The 16,361-nt window shown below is 71.1% G+C and carries 16 protein-coding genes and 1 pseudogene; 6 read left to right on the plus strand and 11 right to left on the minus strand.

Annotated elements, in window-relative coordinates; translation table 11 throughout:
* Positions 1–50 precede the first annotated feature (50 nt).
* The gene (locus ACSURM_RS35090; protein WP_436959989.1) at positions 51–665 is read left to right on the plus strand and encodes a TetR/AcrR family transcriptional regulator; all 615 of its coding nucleotides are present in this window, start codon (positions 51–53) and stop codon (positions 663–665) included.
* A gap of 39 nt (positions 666–704) precedes the next feature.
* Here the strand turns inward: ACSURM_RS35090 and ACSURM_RS35095 are convergent, their stop codons facing one another.
* Positions 705–1,292 (minus strand): TetR family transcriptional regulator, encoded by a 588-nt coding sequence (locus ACSURM_RS35095; protein ID WP_436959990.1) that lies wholly within the window; start codon positions 1,290–1,292, stop codon positions 705–707.
* A gap of 107 nt (positions 1,293–1,399) precedes the next feature.
* Here ACSURM_RS35095 and ACSURM_RS35100 point away from each other — a divergent pair, with 107 nt between their 5' ends.
* Positions 1,400–2,089 carry a nitroreductase gene (locus ACSURM_RS35100; RefSeq protein ID WP_436959991.1) on the plus strand — a complete coding sequence of 230 codons (690 nt, stop codon included), beginning with the start codon at positions 1,400–1,402 and terminating at the stop codon, positions 2,087–2,089.
* A 156-nt stretch (positions 2,090–2,245) separates the two neighbouring features.
* Here ACSURM_RS35100 and ACSURM_RS35105 read toward each other — a convergent pair.
* The 3 genes and pseudogenes from ACSURM_RS35105 to ACSURM_RS35115 form a co-directional block, all read right to left on the minus strand.
* Positions 2,246–4,101: pseudogene (locus ACSURM_RS35105) on the minus strand (glycoside hydrolase family 9 protein).
* Between the two features lie 58 nt (positions 4,102–4,159).
* On the minus strand, positions 4,160–4,339 hold the full coding sequence (locus tag ACSURM_RS35110; protein ID WP_436961280.1) for an FCD domain-containing protein: 180 nt from the start codon (positions 4,337–4,339) through the stop codon (positions 4,160–4,162).
* Positions 4,264–4,515 carry a FadR/GntR family transcriptional regulator gene (locus ACSURM_RS35115; RefSeq protein ID WP_436959992.1) on the minus strand — a complete coding sequence of 84 codons (252 nt, stop codon included), beginning with the start codon at positions 4,513–4,515 and terminating at the stop codon, positions 4,264–4,266. Before ACSURM_RS35115 ends, ACSURM_RS35110 begins: the two co-directional genes overlap by 76 nt.
* 112 nt (positions 4,516–4,627) lie before the next feature.
* On the opposite strand from ACSURM_RS35115, the gene ACSURM_RS35120 reads away from it, so the two are divergent.
* Entirely contained in the window at positions 4,628–5,464 is an 837-nt protein-coding gene (locus ACSURM_RS35120) for a DUF6461 domain-containing protein (protein WP_436959993.1), read from the plus strand.
* Between the two features lie 90 nt (positions 5,465–5,554).
* On the opposite strand, the gene ACSURM_RS35125 is transcribed toward ACSURM_RS35120, so the two are convergent.
* Both ACSURM_RS35125 and ACSURM_RS35130 read right to left on the minus strand, forming a co-directional pair.
* A complete protein-coding gene (locus ACSURM_RS35125; RefSeq protein ID WP_436959994.1) occupies positions 5,555–6,571 on the minus strand; it encodes a hypothetical protein in 1,017 nt (338 codons plus the stop codon).
* A gap of 415 nt (positions 6,572–6,986) precedes the next feature.
* Positions 6,987–7,541: a helix-turn-helix domain-containing protein gene (locus ACSURM_RS35130; protein ID WP_436959995.1), complete on the minus strand. Its 555-nt coding sequence runs from the start codon at positions 7,539–7,541 to the stop codon at positions 6,987–6,989.
* 192 nt (positions 7,542–7,733) lie between these two features.
* Between ACSURM_RS35130 and ACSURM_RS35135 the strand changes: the two genes are divergently transcribed.
* The 3 genes from ACSURM_RS35135 (at position 7,734) to ACSURM_RS35145 (ending at position 11,860) form a co-directional block, all read left to right on the plus strand.
* A complete protein-coding gene (locus tag ACSURM_RS35135) occupies positions 7,734–8,858 on the plus strand; it encodes an aryl-sulfate sulfotransferase (RefSeq protein ID WP_436959996.1) in 1,125 nt (374 codons plus the stop codon).
* Entirely contained in the window at positions 8,855–10,210 is a 1,356-nt protein-coding gene (locus tag ACSURM_RS35140; protein WP_436959997.1) for a uracil-xanthine permease family protein, read from the plus strand. Before ACSURM_RS35135 ends, ACSURM_RS35140 begins: the two co-directional genes overlap by 4 nt.
* Positions 10,211–10,537: 327 nt before the next feature.
* Positions 10,538–11,860, plus strand: a complete 1,323-nt coding sequence (locus ACSURM_RS35145; protein ID WP_436959998.1) for an AMP-binding protein — start codon at positions 10,538–10,540, stop codon at positions 11,858–11,860.
* Positions 11,861–11,927: 67 nt separating this feature from the next.
* On the opposite strand, the gene ACSURM_RS35150 is transcribed toward ACSURM_RS35145, so the two are convergent.
* From ACSURM_RS35150 to mtnA, 5 genes are all read right to left on the minus strand, one after another.
* Entirely contained in the window at positions 11,928–12,719 is a 792-nt protein-coding gene (locus ACSURM_RS35150) for an S-methyl-5'-thioadenosine phosphorylase (protein WP_436959999.1), read from the minus strand.
* A 103-nt stretch (positions 12,720–12,822) separates the two neighbouring features.
* Complete coding sequence (gene mtnC, locus ACSURM_RS35155) at positions 12,823–13,542, minus strand: acireductone synthase (RefSeq protein ID WP_436960000.1); 720 nt, start codon at positions 13,540–13,542, stop codon at positions 12,823–12,825.
* Entirely contained in the window at positions 13,539–14,114 is a 576-nt protein-coding gene (locus tag ACSURM_RS35160) for a 1,2-dihydroxy-3-keto-5-methylthiopentene dioxygenase (protein ID WP_436960001.1), read from the minus strand. Before ACSURM_RS35160 ends, mtnC begins: the two co-directional genes overlap by 4 nt.
* Positions 14,111–14,770 (minus strand): methylthioribulose 1-phosphate dehydratase, encoded by a 660-nt coding sequence (gene mtnB / locus ACSURM_RS35165; RefSeq protein WP_436960002.1) that lies wholly within the window; start codon positions 14,768–14,770, stop codon positions 14,111–14,113. Before mtnB ends, ACSURM_RS35160 begins: the two co-directional genes overlap by 4 nt.
* On the minus strand, positions 14,770–16,317 hold the full coding sequence (gene mtnA / locus ACSURM_RS35170) for an S-methyl-5-thioribose-1-phosphate isomerase (protein WP_436960003.1): 1,548 nt from the start codon (positions 16,315–16,317) through the stop codon (positions 14,770–14,772). Before mtnA ends, mtnB begins: the two co-directional genes overlap by 1 nt.
* Positions 16,318–16,361: the final 44 nt, after the last annotated feature.

A 16,361-nucleotide genomic window follows, 5' to 3' on the forward strand; every position in this document is an offset into this window, starting at 1 on the left:
CGTAACAGTGGGTGTGGGACCCGCACCGGACCGGACGTCACGGAGTAGTCATGGCAGCGACCGCCAGAAGGCCGGGCAGGGTGGCCAAACTGCCGCCTCGTGAGCGCATCCTCGACGCGGCGGAAGAGCTCTTCCAGAGCGAGGGGATCCGGCGGGTGAGCGTCCAGGCGATCGCCGAGAAGGCCGAGACCACCAAAATGGCGATCTACCGGCACTTCGAGACCAAGGACGCCCTGGTCGCGGAGTGGCTGCGGATCGTCGCCGCCGACTACCAGGCGGCCTTCGACCGGGTCGAGGCCGAACACCCCGGCCGCCCCAGGGAGCAGATCCTCGGCCTGGCCCGCTTCATCGCCGAAGGACTGCCGGGCATCTCACACCGGGGCTGCCCGTTCATCAACTCCCTCGCCGAACTGCCCGACCGCTCCGACCCGGCGCGGCGAGTGATCGAGGAGCACAAGGCCCACCAGACCCGCAGACTGATCGGCATGTGTGCCGAGGCCGGACTGTCCGACCCCGAGCAGGCCGCGGCCGAGATCACCTTCGTACTCGAAGGCGCGCAGGTCAGCACGCAGAACGGAAGCATCGACCAGGCGGGGGACCGGCTGATGAGGACCGTCGAGGGCATCCTGGACCGGCACCGCGCCTCCCCCGGCGCGACCGGCTGACCGCCCCGTGAGGGAGGGGCTGCTGCCGAAGGTCGGTGGTCACCCCGCGAGGGCGTGCGCGAGAAGCGTCTCCGCTGCCGCCCGCGCGTGCCGGCCGTAGTCCGCGTCGCCCAGCACCATGGCCCGGCTGGCCGCCCCGTCCGCCAGGGTGACCAGCTGTTCGGCGAGTGCGGCCGGCTCGCGGCAGCCCAGTTCCGTCACCAGCGCGGTGACCAGCTCCACCATCCGTAGTTTCTGCTCGCGGGCGTAGGAGTGGACGGTGCTGTCCGGGTCGGGGAACTCCGCCGCGGCGTCGATGAACGGGCACCCGCGCACCGGTACCGCCTCCGGCGCGGGCTGGTCGAACAGCCCGAGGATCCGTTCCCGCGGCGGGATGTCCTCGCGGGTCAGCACGCTCTCCAGGGTCGCCCCCGACGAGGCGAGGTCCTGGAGGTGGGCGATCACCAGGTCGCTCTTGGTGCGGAAGTGCGCGTAGAGCGTCCGCTTGGACACCGGTGCCGCCTCCGCGACCTGCTCCATGCCGGTCGCGTTGATCCCCTGGACCGCGAACAGCCGGGCGGCGGCGGCCAGGATGCGCTCCCGCCCGCCACGCCCGCGCGCCCCGGGGGCGGTAGTCGTCGCACTCATGCGCCAAGTATACGTCTGCGTTTACCTCGACGGGAGACCTCTGCTAGGGTCCGGCGGTGTCCGCAAGTAAACGGTCACGTTTACATCATGTTGTCGAGGAGCGTTCCATGAGCCTGTTGGTCCCCAGCGAACTGAGCGGCTGCGCGGAGAAGTTGATACGCGGCCGGCACGCGACCCGCGCGTTCCGCCCGGACGCCGTGCCCGAGGACACCATGCGCGCGATCTTCTCGCTGGCCGGCGCCGCGCCGTCCAACTCCAACGCGCAGCCGTGGCGGGTGGAGGTGGTCAGCGGCGCCGCGCGCGAGCGCCTGGCGGATGCCTTGCGGGCCGCCCACGCCGCACACCGCACCTCGGCCGACTTCCCGTACTCCGAGGACATGTACGCGCAGGTGCACCAGGCGCGCCGGGCGGCGTTCGGCGCCCGCCTGTACGGAGCGCTGGGCATCGGCCCCGACGACCACGAGGCGCGCGCGGCCTACGACGCGCGGAGCCTGGGCTTCTACGGCGCGCCGCACGCCGCGTTCCTGTTCGTCACCGGGGACGGCGGGCCCCGGCTGGCCGCCGACGTCGGCGCCTACATGCAGACGCTGCTCCTGGCGATGACCGCGTACGGCGTGGCCAGTTGCCCGCAGGGGCTGCTGAGCTTCTACGCCGACACGGTCCGCACCGAACTCGCAATCACCACGGGCCGGTTGCTCGTGGGCATCTCCTTCGGATACGCCGACGAGGCCGCGCCCGTCAACCACGTCACGACCGAGCGGGCCGCGCTCGAAGAGGTCACGACCTTCCACGGGTAGGGAGCGGCCGGCGGTCGCCATCGAATCCACACCTCCGTGTCGGTCGCCGCGTAGCCCGGCCGCGGTTGTGCCGCGTTGACGCCGTTCACGCCCTTCACGCCCTTCACGCCCTTCACGCCGTTCAGGTCGTTCAGGTCGTGAACCGCCGCCGCTCGCTCAGGAGTTGTGCCGGTCCTCGGCGGCGAAGGCGGCCAGCCAGGCCAGGGGAGCGTTCCAGTTGATGGCGACCTCGTTGGTCGAGTACGAGCCGATGTCGTCCACGTAGCAGGCAGCCGGCCGGCATCCGGGCAACCGCTCCTCGGCCACGGGGTCCTGAAGGGCGCTGTTGGGTCCGCCCGCCAGGGAGCCCGCGGGCGGGTTGGGCAGCGAGGCGTCGTACGCGTGCGCCCAGAACCGGTGGTGCTGGTTGTGGGAGTACCGGGTGCCGTAGCCGGTGACATAGGAAGTCCCCAGCGTATTGCGGCCCAGCAGGTAGTCCATCGTTTCGACGGCGCCGTCACGGTAACGCCGTTGCCGGGTCAGGTCGTAGGCGACGCCCATGACGAGGGCGTTGTTCGCGACCTGGCTGTTGGAGCCCCAGACGTACGCCGACGAGGGGATCGGGACCGGGTAGCCCTGGGTGCCCAAGGTGGTGAGGTAGCCGTCGGCGGCGGAGACGACGGAGGCGCGCAGCCGGGCCACGTCCGGGGCCGGCAGCCGGTTCGGCACGGTGGCGAGGGTGAGGCGCCCGAGGGCCGCGGTCTCGGCCCACCCGAAGCCGAAGGAGGTGAAGACGTCCGAGGACGTGTGCCAGGGGGAGGAGGTGACGGCGTCGCGGTACGTCTTCTCCCCGGTGGCCGCGTACAGTTCGGCCGCCGCCCAGTAGAACTCGTCGCTCACCCGACCGTCGCCGTACGCGCCGCCGCCCGTGCTGTCGGAGTCCGGCGCGATCACCCCGGGGTTCGCCTCGGCGGCGGCCCATGCCTTGCGCGCGGCGGTCAGGCAGCGTGCCGCGAACGCCCGGTCGAACGGGGCGTAGACCCGGGCGCACTGCGCGGCCGTCGCCGCGAGGTTGAGGGTGGCCGCCGTGGAGGGCCGGTGCAGTTCGCGCGGCTGCGGGTCCTGCTCGGGACGGGTGGGCAGCCCCGTCCAGTTGGCATCGTGGATCTTGTGGAAGGCCATGCCGGCGTACGGCCGCCCGTCCGGCACCTGCATGCGCAGCAGGAACTCCAGCTCCCAGCGGGCCTCGTCGAGCACATCCGGTACGCGGTTGCCGCGCTGGGGACCCGCAGCGTGGAGTCGCCGAGGGCCTTGGCCGTGCCCGCACGCGCCGCCCGGTCGTAGGAGTTGATCAGCAGCCAGGTGGAAATGCCGCCGTTCACCACGTACTTGCCCTGGTCGCCGGCGTCGTACCAGCCGCCGCGGACGTCGAGGGAGTAGTCGCAGACACCGGCCTGGCAGGGCACCTGTGTGTCCCCCATGTTGGGTGCCACGCCCAGGTGTCCGGCCGGCCGCGCGTAGGCCGCCCCGGCGAGGGATGCCTCGATCGGCGTGCCGCTGCGCTGCTGGTAGAAGAAGGACATCGAGTCCGAGAACAGGGAACCGTAGAGGCCGGCACGGATGTCGAACGCCGGACTGCTCTGCCCGTCCACCACCAGCCGGAAGCCCTTGCCGACGCCCCGGTACGACGTGAAGTCGGCAAGGTGGGTGGAGTCGCCGGACGCCGCGTCGGCGCCGCGCGGCGTCGTGGAGCCGGAGGCGACGGTCCGGCCGGAGGCGTCGACCAGCTGCCACGCCAGCGGCTGCGCCGACGAGTTGACGACGGTGGCGCGTTTCGGGCCGTCCGGGAGATACCCGAGCTGGTTGATCCGGACCGGGGAGTCGTCGGGGGCGGCTGTGGGCGCCGCCGCGGTGGGCGCGGGCCCCGCGGCGCCGGTGGCGTCGGTCAGCGTGCCGGCGAGGGCGAGCGCCGTCACCAGACCGACAGCCGCCACGCGACAACGACGCCGGACGCCTGGGAAGGGGGAGGTCATGGGCTGCTCCTGGGCTGGACGGGACGGGGTGGGAGCGCTCCCACGCAGCGTTGCATGGTCATGTCACTGCGTCAATCACTCGTGCGGTATCGGTGCGGGGGGGCGGATCCGAGGAGCCGGCCAGCACCGAGCGCAGCCGCACTTCCGAGGTGGTGACGTGCACTATGGCGCTGGCCTGTGCGAGCAACTGGTCGCGGGCGCACAGGGCGTTGTAGATGGCCTCGTGCTCGGCGAGCATGACGTGCGAGGCACGCGGGCCGACTCCAGGTCCTTCACCGCCTCCCGCACACCACTGCGGGACAAGCCCATCTGGGTGGCCAGTCGGGGTTCGGGCGGCAGGCGCGCACCGGGCGACAGTTCACCGGACTGAATCAGGGACCGGATCTTCGCGATCGCCTCGTCGGTCAGTGCCACGGGAACGCCTTGGAGCGCGCCGGGATCAGGACAGGCGAAGTCGGAGTCCCAGCTCCAGCCGTGAGAATCGGTTTGGCAGCCATTGTCAGAGGTGCCAGGCAGACTGCGTCGTATGAACTTGGTGACCGCACACGACTACGCATGGGTCCGCACCTCGCCGCTCTTCCGCCACATGATGGAGAGCGGATACACCCTGACACTGATTCGGGGGCGGAGCCCGCAGGAGGTGCTGCGTGCGATGCAGGCGGAACCGCGCGGCACTGGGGAGGGCACGACCGGGCTGATCGAGGCGGATGACGCTTACCGTGCCGAGGTGGATGACGACTACTGGGACGATTCCCACGTCGCGGGCGCCTTCAAGGTCCCAGGTGAGGACGGCGACTGGACGGTTGTCCTCGGCTTTGACGGTGGCCTTGGGTCGCCGTACGCGGAGTCGCTGTCGGAGGGCGGCCGGGTCGTGGCGCACTCGAGCAACGGTGGCAAGCCCATCGACCTCTTCCACTGGTTCGAGGACGGTCAGCTCCGTACGACGTTCGAGTGGCCCTCGGTGCGGGACGGCAGCAGCCCCGACGAACTGGTTCCCTTGTTGCGGGAAGTCGGCTTCCCACTGACTCCCGAGGGAGAGCACGACGACAGCGCCCCGGTCGTCGACGGGAAGGCGGCGGTTCTCGCTCTGGCAGAGAGACTCACCGGCGTACGTGTCACCGAATCCCTGCTCCAGAGCGCTACATACGAACTGGGACTCGTCCCCGAACAGCCCGCCGAGGAATGGACCGGCGTGGTCATCGACATCACCGATGCCCACGGAGAGCGTCTGTACAGGGAATGGACCTACGAGGAGATAGCGGCGGCTTCCGACCGCGCACGGGCGAAGGCGAACGCGCCGGTCCGGATCACCCACAACGAGCCTCCCGCCAAGGCTCGTTCGGAGCGCGAGAGGCATGAGTAGCGAACGGGCGCGTGGGGGTGCCTCGGCTATCCGGCTCAATCAGTGCCCACAGGTCGTCGTCCACGATCCAGCTTGCGGAGCCGGCCGTGATCAACGGGCCTGACGGCGCGTAGGCCAGCCGTGGTCTTCCCACTCCGCTCCGCAGAACCGCGCCTCACTCACTGCCGTGTCGCCGACCCTGGTGGCTCGGATGTACATTTTGAGACCGTCCAATCCCGGATCTCCTCCGCAGCCGATGACCAGGCCCGTTCCGCTGTCCTTGACATGCCGGGTCAAGGCCGCGTCAACAGCGGAAACCGGCCTGCCGATCAGGCGAATGCCGTCGAACTCGACCTGCGGGCCAGTGCGGCCGTGAACAGTGACGGCACCTAGAACAGGATGCTGGCCATGTCCGTAGGAGTAGTGCGCGGTGACACCGGCCGTATCGTAGCGGTCTTCCTGTAGGAACCACTCGCCGGGCTCTTCCCACGGCTCTCCGTAAGAGTGCCGGCCGCGACGGATGGCTGGCTCCTCATTCAGTGCGGCCGCGACCTGTGACGGGCACATACCAAAACTGAGCGGCCCAATCCTCTCCAGCGGTGTCCAATCCCAGGAGAGCCGTTCCTGCTCGGCCTTCATCGGCCACGCTCCCGCATTCGAATCCCGCTCGCGGACATCGCACCACTGGATGATCGGTTCGGAGCCGTAGGGATCCGCAGCCAGGCCGGGGGCGACGAAGAGGGCATCGGTGATCACTGCGTCCCGTCGTTCCGCGTAGCCCTCGGGCGACAGCCCCCATTCCAGAGCGGCGCCCATGGAAACCCCCCATGCCTCGACTTCGGGATCACCGCTCCAGTTCACCCGCACCGAGGCCTTCTCCCGGCGTGCGAGGTCGTGGATGTCCGAGCGGACCTCGGACGGTACACGGGCGATCAGCTCAACGTCCCGCAGCCGCACCAGAGGCCCATCCATCGCGTCGATGGCCACCGCGACCAGACCAGAACCCTGCCCGTATACCGCAGTCACACCCCAGTCGCCGTAACGGCCCCAACCCATCCCGCTGTCCAAGCCCTGCGAGACGTAGGCGACCGCCCCATCGAGAGCCGTCGCCACCTGGTCGGGGGTCATCCCGAACCGCAACGGTCCCACCCCGACCAACGGCTCGAGTACCCAGTTGGCCCGCGTTCCGGGCTTCCTGTTCCACCAAGGCATGCCAACTCCGACAATCGCTCTGGAAATCCTCGGCAACACCCTGCCGGTGATCTGGTCAGCCACCCTAGGCGCAGCCTCGGACAACGCGTTCCACCGGGCGAACACCGACCCGGCCGGCACCGGCCTAGCCTGGCCCGAGTCCGCCGGGCGCAGCGCTGTGGGTGGGGCCGAAGGGGAAGGACTGCTCGATGAACGCGTCTCCGTCTCCCGGCCGTCCTCGGGTCTACGGCCTGGGACACGGCAGGTAAGGCGGACAAGGACCTCCTGCCTGCTCATCTCCGTCGTGGAAGCCGCGCTCCGGGCCGGCGTCCCCGGCGCCCCGTGTCTGCCGTCACGACTCGACCACCTCCACATGGTCACCCACGGCGACCACCAGGACCCGTGCCCCCGGCTCGGTGGAGCGCCAGCGGTGCCGGACGCCGCCGGACAGCAGCAGCGTGTCCCCGCGCCCCAGCCGGTGGATCCGGCCCTCGGCCTCCACCTCCACCGAGCCGTCCGCCACGTACATCAACTCGTCGTTGCGGTGCCGGAACTCGCGGTCCGCCTCATGTGCGCCGACGAATTCCAGCGCGTGCAGCTGATGGCGGCCGCGGACCACCGGCCGCACCCGTGCCTCCCGGTCTAGGCCGCTGTCGTCGCCCGCGCGCACCACGTCGACCGTGCGGGTCTCGTCCGAGGCCGCGAGGAGCTGTACCGCCGTGGTGCCGAGGGCGTCCGCGATCCGCTGCAACGAGCGCATGCTGGGGCGCGCCCGGTCGTTCTCGATCTGGCTCAGGAACGGGGAAGAGAGCCCGCTGCGCCGTGCCACCTCGGCGAGCGTCAGGTCGAGTGCCCGGCGGCGACGACGTACGGCAGCACCCACCCGAGGTGTGTTCCCGGCCTCCATGATGCTCCCGTCCTCTCCCGCCCCGCGGCGCCGTGCTCCCTGGTCGACGGTGCCTGACGGCACCTTACGCGGCGCGCGGCGAGCGGCCGCAGGCGGTTTCGTACTGCCGACACACGCCCGTCACACAACACCTCTAGCGTCAAAGTCGATTGATCACGTCAAAGAAAATTTGAAGGAGCGAGGAGTTCCGCCGTGCCCCCGATCGACCAGAATTCACGCCGTCGGCGTCCCACCGGCCTCATCGCCCTCGACGAGACGGCCGTGTCCGACGGCTACACCCTCTACGCGCCGCTCACCGGCACCGGCGAGGTCTACCTCATCGACATCCACGGCCGCACCGTGCACCGCTGGGACCTCCCGTACCGGCCCGGCCGCCACGCCCGCCTCCTGGCCGACGGAACCCTCGCCTACAACGGGGTGCTCCCGGGTGAGAAGGCCCTCTTCCCGATGTGGCACAAGTACCGGGGCGGCGTCATGCTCCGCGCGGCACCCGACGGAACGGTGCTGCGGGAGCACCGCGACCCCCTCCAGCACCACGACGCACACCACCTGGACGACGGCCGGATACTCTATACGGCCCTGGAGGCCCTGACCGGGGCCCAGGCGGCGGCCGTACGAGGCGGAGTGCCCGGTTCCGAGGCCGCGGGCGACGTCGTCTGGGCGGACACCATCAGGGAGGTCGGTCCGGACGGCGAACTCCTGTGGTCCTGGCGCGCCGCCGAGCACCTCGACCGCGCGTCCTTCCCGCTGCACGAGGCGTACGCCCGTGAGCACTGGCCCCTCATCAACAGCGTCACGCCCCTGCGGGACGGCAACATCCTCGCCAGCCTGCGCAGTGTCTCGGCCGTCGTCGTCATCAGCCGCGAGACCGGCGACATCCTCTGGCGCAGCCGCCCCGGCACGGTCAGCCAGCAGCACGCGCCCACCGAACTGGACGACGGACGGCTGCTGGTCTTCGACAACGGCGTCTTCCGGCCCGGCCACGACGTGCCGTACTCGCGCGTCATCGAGATCGACCGGGCGGACGGGGACATCGTGTGGGAGTACCACGACCCGGCCCGCGAGTTCTTCTTCGCGCCCTTCATGGGCTCCGCACAGCGCCTGCCGAACGGCAACACGCTCGTGACCGACTCTCCGTCCGGGCGGTTGTTCGAGGTGACGAAGGACGGCTACCTGTGCTGGGAGTACGTCGTCCCGTACTTCGCCGGCTATGCGGAGAGCGAGGTCCGGGGCCTCTTCCCGTCCGAGCCCAACGCCGTCTTCCGCGCCTACCGTTACCCGGCGGCCGACATCCCGTGGCTGGACGTGACCGCATGACGGGCATCCCGGCCCCGGCTGCCGCCCCCTCCGCCGAAGCCGTCGACGCGCGGGTGCCGCTGCGGCGGCTCGTGCCGCTGGCCGCCCAGCACGTCCTGGTACTGATCGCCGCCCCCGTCTCCACCGTCTTCCTCGTCGCCGGCACCCTGAGGATGCCGTCCGGTGCGACGGCCTCGCTGCTGAGCGCCGTCCTGCTGCTGTGCGGCGCGGGCGCCCTGCTCCAGTCCCTCGGCGTGTGGCGGATCGGCGGCCGCCTGCCGTTCGTCATGCTGCCCGGCGGTGCCGCGACGGCGCTGTTCCTCCAGATCGCCCAGGAGCACGGCGCGGCGACCGCCACCGGTTCCGTGCTCCTGGCGGCAGCGCTGCTGCTCGCCGTACTGCCCCTGTACACCCGTGTCGTACGGCTCTTCCCGCCCCTGGTCATGGGCGTGACCGTCCTGCTCATCGGGATCGCGATGATCCGCGTCGCCGCCCGGCTCGTGACCGGTCCGGACGGCAGGGGCGAGCCGCGCGCGGTGCTCCTGGCCGCGCTCACGGTCGCGGCGACCGTCGCCGCGTACGTGCTGCTGCGCGGCGTATGGCGGCAGACCTCCGTCCTCATCGGGATGGCGGCCGGAACCGTCGTGGCGGTGACGACCGGACTCGGCACCTTCGCCCCCGCGGCCGGCGCGGGCTTCGCACTGCCCGCCTTCCTGCCCTTCGGGCCACCGCGCTTCGACCTCGTGGCCGCCCTTCCGCTGCTCGTGTTCAGCCTCACCACGCTGGCCGAGATCACCGGGCAGACGGTGCTCAACAGCGAGACCGTGGGCCGGACTCCCGCTCCCGAGCGGGACGTTCCGCGCGTCGCCCGCGCCGACGCCCTCGTCTCCCTGGCCGGCGGACTGTTCGGCACCTCCCTGATGATCACCAGTGCCGAGAACATCGGGATCGGCCGGCTCACCGGAGTCCGCAGCCGCTTCGTGACCGCGGGGGCAGGCGTGCTCCTGGTCGTCGTGGGCCTCGCGACACCCGTGTCCCGGGCGCTGGCCGGCATACCCGAGGCCGTCGTGGGCGGCTCCGCGCTCGTCGTCTACGCCGTCATCGCCGTCATGGGCGTCGAGATGCTCCGCCGAGCCGACCTGTCCGGCCCGGGGACGGGCAACCTGACGGCCGCGCTCGCGCTCACGGTCGGGCTGCTGCCGTTGCTCAGCCCGGAGTTGTACGCGGGGTTCCCCGGCTGGGCCCGTACGATCCTCGGCAGCGGAGTCGTCGCCGGAACCCTCACGGCGGTGCTCCTCACCGCGCTGCTCGGCCGGTCCGGCCCTGTATACGAACCCCCGGGAATCGGCCATCCGTCCCGGGAGCCTTCGTGAACCCCGGTGCATACCCGTCGGCACCTGCGACTTCGGCCTCAATGTCGATGCCGCCACGAAACCTTCACGTATGTGGCGCGGCGTCCACCGACGTTGCCGTGTGTCCATGAAGGGTGCACGGGCTTCACCGTTGTCGTCGGTTCGTTGTCGTGCGGCACCGTCTCCGGGTCAATGATCAGTGGAATGAAATTCCGCGCCTTTGAGTGAAGTGACCGAATGCGGGCGGGAGATGACTGGATTCACCCCCTCACCCTTCCGTGGGGGCACGGGTGTGGCTAGGGTTCTGATCAAGTCGGCCAAGCATGCGATCAACGCGGGAGGATACGGTTGAATTCTCCGGGAGCAATATTCGAAAACTTACGGATCGACGTCCTGGAAAGGATGCTTTCCGGTGACAACGTGAAGAAATTCACCTGGCCCGTGCTGGGTGAATTCAACTGGGCACTCGACTGGTTCGACGAACATGCGGACGGCAACGGGAAATCCGCGCTGATCTGGTACGACAAGAAGAGGGTACGGCGCTCGATCTCCTACGCGGAACTCAAAGAGCGCTCCGACCGGGCCGCGGCCTGGCTCGTTCGTCACGGAGTCGGACCGGGCAGCCGTGTCCTGGTCTCCCTGCGCAACGGCGCGGCGTTGTGGGAGATCATGCTGGCCGTCATCAAACTCAACGCCATCATCGTTCCCGTCCCGATTCCCGTCAGCAGCGGCGAAATGATGGAGACCGCCGTCCTGAGCGGCGCCACCGTCATCGTCGCCACCCCCGAAGTGGCCCAGGAGACGCCGCTCTCGCCGCCGTGGGTCGGCATCACCGCGGGCGGGAACGCGCCGGGGTGGGTGCCCTACGAGGACGCCTTCTCCCGCTGGCACACCTTCCGCCCCGGACGTCCCGCCGATGTCGCCTCCCCGATGATCATCGACTGCTTCGCGGGGCGGAACACGGGCGAGGCGGTTTCCTCCCTTTCCTATTCGGGTTACGCGAGCACGGTCGGAAGGGTGGCGGACCTGCACTTCACCCGTCTGACACCCGGAGCGGGCTACGCCTCCGTCGCCGCCGCGGGTTCCATCGACTACCTCCTGTACACCTTTCTCGGCCCTCTGGTGGCGGGAACCGGAGTCGTTTCCGTCGACCCCGCCGAGATATCCGGGCTGGACGCCCTGGTCCTGGCCGAGTCCGTCGGCAGCGTCCACGCAGCTCCCGAATTCGCCGACGCGGTCTCCGAGGCCGTCTCGGGCGTGGACCTCTTCACTTCCGCTCCGGTGGACCACCCCGCGATCCGGCACTTCCTCGACTGGGAAGGGGCCCTTCCGTCGGATTCCGTGCGGTGGGGAATACGGCACCGTCAGTCCACCGTCGCCCTGACCGGTACCGTCCGTCCCGGACACCGGGAAGGCAGAGTGGTGGAAATCCTCCCAGGACACGAGTGGGAGATCATCCCGTCCGGCGCACGGCGATCTCCCTTGTCGGGTGACATCTGCGTGCGATTGAGCAACTGGCCGGAAACCCCCTTCGGTTCGAGCGGCGCCGGTTCGTCCGGCAGCCGGCGACTGGACATTGGGATGGCCGGACACCTGGTCTCCGACGACGCCGTCGTCCTGGACACCACCGGCGGTGCGGTACGCGCCACGACGCCGGCGGACCGCCCCTGACAACGCGCGGTCGGGCCGACCGCAGGCGTCGCACCCGATGCCGGCCACTGGGCTGTGCGGGAGGCGTTCACAGGGGCGCCGGACGCAGACCGCGGCAGGAGCACATCGGCTCGCTCGGCAGTGCCGCGACCGACTCGGCGAGAACGTCGCGCAGCCGCTGCAGGTTGGCACGGAACGCCTCCATGACCGCTTCCTGGGTGACGCCCGTGCCCGTCTCCACGCCCGCGTCGTGATCGGTGACCAGGCACAACGGCACACAGCACAGGCCGAGTTCGCGGGCGAGGGCGACCTCCGGATGGGCCGTCATGCCGATGAGCGACCAGCCCTGGGCGGCGTACCAGCGGGACTCCGCCCGGGTGGAGAAGCGCGGGCCGTCGATCACCACCTGCACGCCGCCGTCGACGGCGCCCCAGCCGCGGCGGTCGGCGGCCTTCAGCACCACCGTCCGCCCTTCCTCGCAGTACGGGTCGGCGAAGGTGGCGTGCGCGACGTGCGGGCCGTCGAAGAAGGTCTGGGTGCGTCCGGTGGTGCGGTCCACCAGCTGATCGGGGACGACGAGGCTGCCGGGCGGGATGTCCCGGGTGAGGCTGCCCACCGCGCCCGTGGCCAGGATCCGGGTCACTCCGAGTTCCCTGAGCGCCCAGAGGTTGGCCCGGTAGTCGACACGGTGCGGGGGGAATTCGTGGTGTCGGCCGTGACGGGGCAGGAAGGCCACCGTGCGGCCGCCGAGAGTGCCGATGGTCGGCGGCGCGCTGGGGGCGCCGTAGGGGGTGTCGACGGTGATGTCATGCCCGTCGTCCAGAAGGGTGTAGAGGCCGGACCCTCCGATGACGGCGATGTCCGGTACGGGTGTGGTCATGGTGTGTTCTCCGAGCGGGGAACGGGCTGGGGGCCGAGCGGGCCGGGGGCGTCGAGCCGGCCGGGAGGAAGGGGGAGAGCGGCCGGGCTCGTGGGTGCCCGCGTCACGCCGGAACCTCCTGGGCGACCGCCAGCAGGTCCCGGACCACCGGGTGCCGGTGCCCGGCCGGGCCCTCGCTGGCGGCGCCGGAGTCCTCCTCGGCGGCGCGCCGGACCAGCACGGTGCGCCATCCCGCCGCCCGGGCGGCATCGAGCTCCTCGACGCTGTCGGAGGCGAAGGTGATGCCGTCGGCCGGTGCGCCGAGGGCCGCGGTGATGGCCCGGTAGGAGGCCGGATCCTTCTTCGGCCCGGCGGTGGTGGTGTCGAAGTAGCCGGACAGCTGGTCGCGCAGGTCCCCGAACGGGCTGTGCCGGAACCACAGTCGCTGCGCCTGGACCGATCCCGACGAGTAGATGTGGACCGGAGTGCGCCGCCGTCGCCAGGCGGCGAGCGCGGTCACCGTGTCCGGGTAGACATGTCCCGTCAGGTCGCCGCGCGCGTACCCCTCGGCCCAGATCATGCCCTGGAGACGCTTCAGCGGCGGTGCCTTGCGGTCCTCGTCGGACCAGCGCTCCAGGAGACCGACGATCTCCTCGTCCCGTGCGTCGGCCGCCGTGCCGCCGAGGAGCCGGACCTCCGCCAGGACCGCCCGCACCTCGGGCTCGTCGTGGTGGGCGGCGATCCAGGAGGACAGCCGGGCACGGGCGTAGGGGAAGAGGACGCCGCGCACCTGCGTCCCGGAACTGGTGGTGCCCTCGATGTCGAGGACGACGGCTTCCCTCATGACGCCGCCAGGAGCTGCTCGAGCGTCGGGAAGCGGGAGGCGACGCTGTCCGCGAGGAACTCGCCCACCCAGCCGTCCTCCTTCTGGAAGAAGCGGATGGCGGTGAAGTCGGGGCGCGTCCCCATGTCGAACCAGTGGACCGTCCGCGCCGGTACGGAGATGAGGTCGCCCCTCGTGCACACCGTGGCGTAGACGTGGCGGTCCGCGTGCAGATAGAAACAGCCGGCCCCGTCGACGAAGAACCGCACCTCGTCCTCGGTGTGGAAGTGCTCGTCCAGGAACTTCCGGCGTGCCGCCTCCGCCTTCTCCGGCCAGGCCGGGTCGTCGGGGGCGGGCTTCATCCGGGCGACGTCCACGATCCGGTAGTTCCCGGCCTCGCCGACCGTTTCGATCTGGCGCCGGTAGGCGTCCAGGACGTCTTCGTCGGACGCGTCGGGCGGCAGGTCCACCGTCTCCCAGCGTTCGAAGCGCACCCCGAGCGGCTGGAGGGCCGAGCGGACGCGCTCCGGGTCGTCGGTGCGCAGCCGGACCCGTTCCGGGGCGTCGTCCGCCATGATCTGGAGAAGTGTCATGGGGTTCGCTCCTCGACGGGGCCGGCTCCGTGACGGCGGATCAGCAGGACGAGCCGGCACAACTCCTCGACGCACTCCAGCCTGTTGAACGCCTGCTCCAGGTCATCGCCCCACACGGTGACGCCGTGCCGGTCGATGAGGAGGGCGGGGGCGGTGTCCGTGCGGCCGCTCAGGCGGTCGCGTACCTCGTCGGCGATGCGGGGCACGTCGGCCCGGTTCGCGAAGACGGGGACGGGGACCCGGGCAGGGTCGGAGACGCCGAGTCCCTTGGCCAGCTCCAGGTCCTCGAACACCACGTCCCGGGCGGGCCCGGTCACGGTCGCGAGGGCGGTGGCGTGCGGAGCGTGGGCGTGGATGACCGCTCGCGCCCCGGGACACGTGCGGTAGACGGCGAGATGAATGGTGGTCTCGGCGGAGGGCCACGCGCTCTCTCCGACCAGGGGCAGACCCCCGTCGGGGTCCACGAGCACGGTGTCGGCGGCGGTGATCGTGCCCTTGCCGCATCCGGTCGCGGTGATGAGGACGGCGTCGCCGGAGCGCACGGAGACATTGCCGGAGGTGCCGGGCATCCAGCCCTGGCCGTAGAGCCGCCGGCAGACCTCGGCGAGTTCCGCGCGCATCGGCTCGGTGTCCTCTGCGATGGTCACAGGCTTCATCAAGGGGTTCCTTCGTCGGACGGGGAGGGGGCCGGGACGCGGCGCAGCGCGTCCACACGCAGCGGCGCCAGCCGTTCGGCCCCCTTGAGCGGGGTGATCTCCGTGAGCACCGCGCACCCCGCGACGGCGGCTCCCGCGGCCTCGACCAGCGAACGGGCAGCGGTCAGGGTGCCGCCGGTGGCCAGCACGTCGTCGACGATCAGCACGGCGTGTCCCGGGCCGAGGGCGTCGGCCGGGATCTCCAGGGTGTCGGCGGAGTACTCGCTGGTGTAGGACGCGGACAGGACCTTTCCGGGGGTCTTGCCCGGCTTGCGGGCCAGGACCAGCGGGACGGAGGTCTCGGCGGCGACGGCGGCGGCCAGCGGGAAACCGCGGGCCTCGATCCCCAGCACCGCGTTGAACGCGGTGCCCGCCCGCCGGCTCACCGAGCGCGCCGCGGCCCGGAGCAGGCCGGGCGCGCGATAGACCCCCGCCAGGTCCTGGAAGCCGACCCCGGGCGCCGGGAAGTCCGGCACCAGACGGGTGGCGTCCGTCATCCGGCGCGCCAGGGCGTCGCCGGTGTCGTACACGCCGTGCTCGGTGACGACGGCGTCGATCAGATCGTGCGGGGTGACGTCGAAGGCCGGGTTGTACACGGCGGTGTCCGGCGGTGCCGACCGCTGTCCCGCGAAGGTGAGCACTTCCTCGGCGGGCCGCTCCTCGATACTGATCGTGGACCCGTCCGGCAGGCTGTCGTCCACGGTGGAGGTGGGGGCCACCACGAGGAAGGGGACGCGGTGCCGGGCCGCGGCCAGGGCGAGGGGGTACGTTCCGATCTTGTTGGCGGTGTCGCCGTTGGCGGCGATCCGGTCGGCGCCGACCAGGACGCAGTCGACGCGCCCGGACGCCAGGGCGAACGCGGCGGCGCTGTCGGGGCACAGGCGTACCGGGATGCTTTCCCTCTGAAGCTCCCAGACGGTCAGGCGGGCTCCCTGGAGCAGGGGCCGGGTCTCGGTGGCGAGCACCTCCGCCACCAGCCCCCGGGCGTGCAGGTCGCGCACGGTGCCCAGGGCGGTGCCCCACGCGCCGGTGGCGAGCTCGCCGGTGTTGCAGTGCGTCAGGATGCGCAGGGGGCGCCGGCCGAGCCGGTCCAGCAGCCAGTCGGCGGCGTTCCGGGCGGCGGAGCGGTTGATCCGTTCGTCCTCCGCCAGCAGGGCCAGTGCCGTGGCGAGGACCGCGTCGGGACCGCGGCCGACCGCGGCCAGGGCCCGGTGAACGCCCGCCGAGAGGTTGACGGCGGTCGGCCGGACCCGGGCGAGCCGCTCCGCGTCCGCGCGCACGGCACGCTCGCCGAGGCAGCCGCCGCCGTGGCGGGCGGCCGAGAGGGCGACGCCCAGCGCGCCGGCGATGCCGAGGGCCGGCGCGCCCCGGACGGCCAGGGTGCCGATGGCGTCGATGAGTTCGTCCACGGTGCTGATGGTCAACTGCCGCTCGGCGTACGGCAGGGCCCGTTGGTCGAGCAGTCGGATGTGACCGTTGTGCCAGTCGATCGAGCGCGACACGTGCATGCTCCCACGGCAAGGGGGGCCGGTTCCGGTGGTTGCGGCGCACC

This window comes from Streptomyces sp. SudanB182_2057, assembly GCF_964272715.1.
In the GTDB taxonomy this organism is placed as follows: domain Bacteria; phylum Actinomycetota; class Actinomycetes; order Streptomycetales; family Streptomycetaceae; genus Streptomyces; species Streptomyces rubradiris.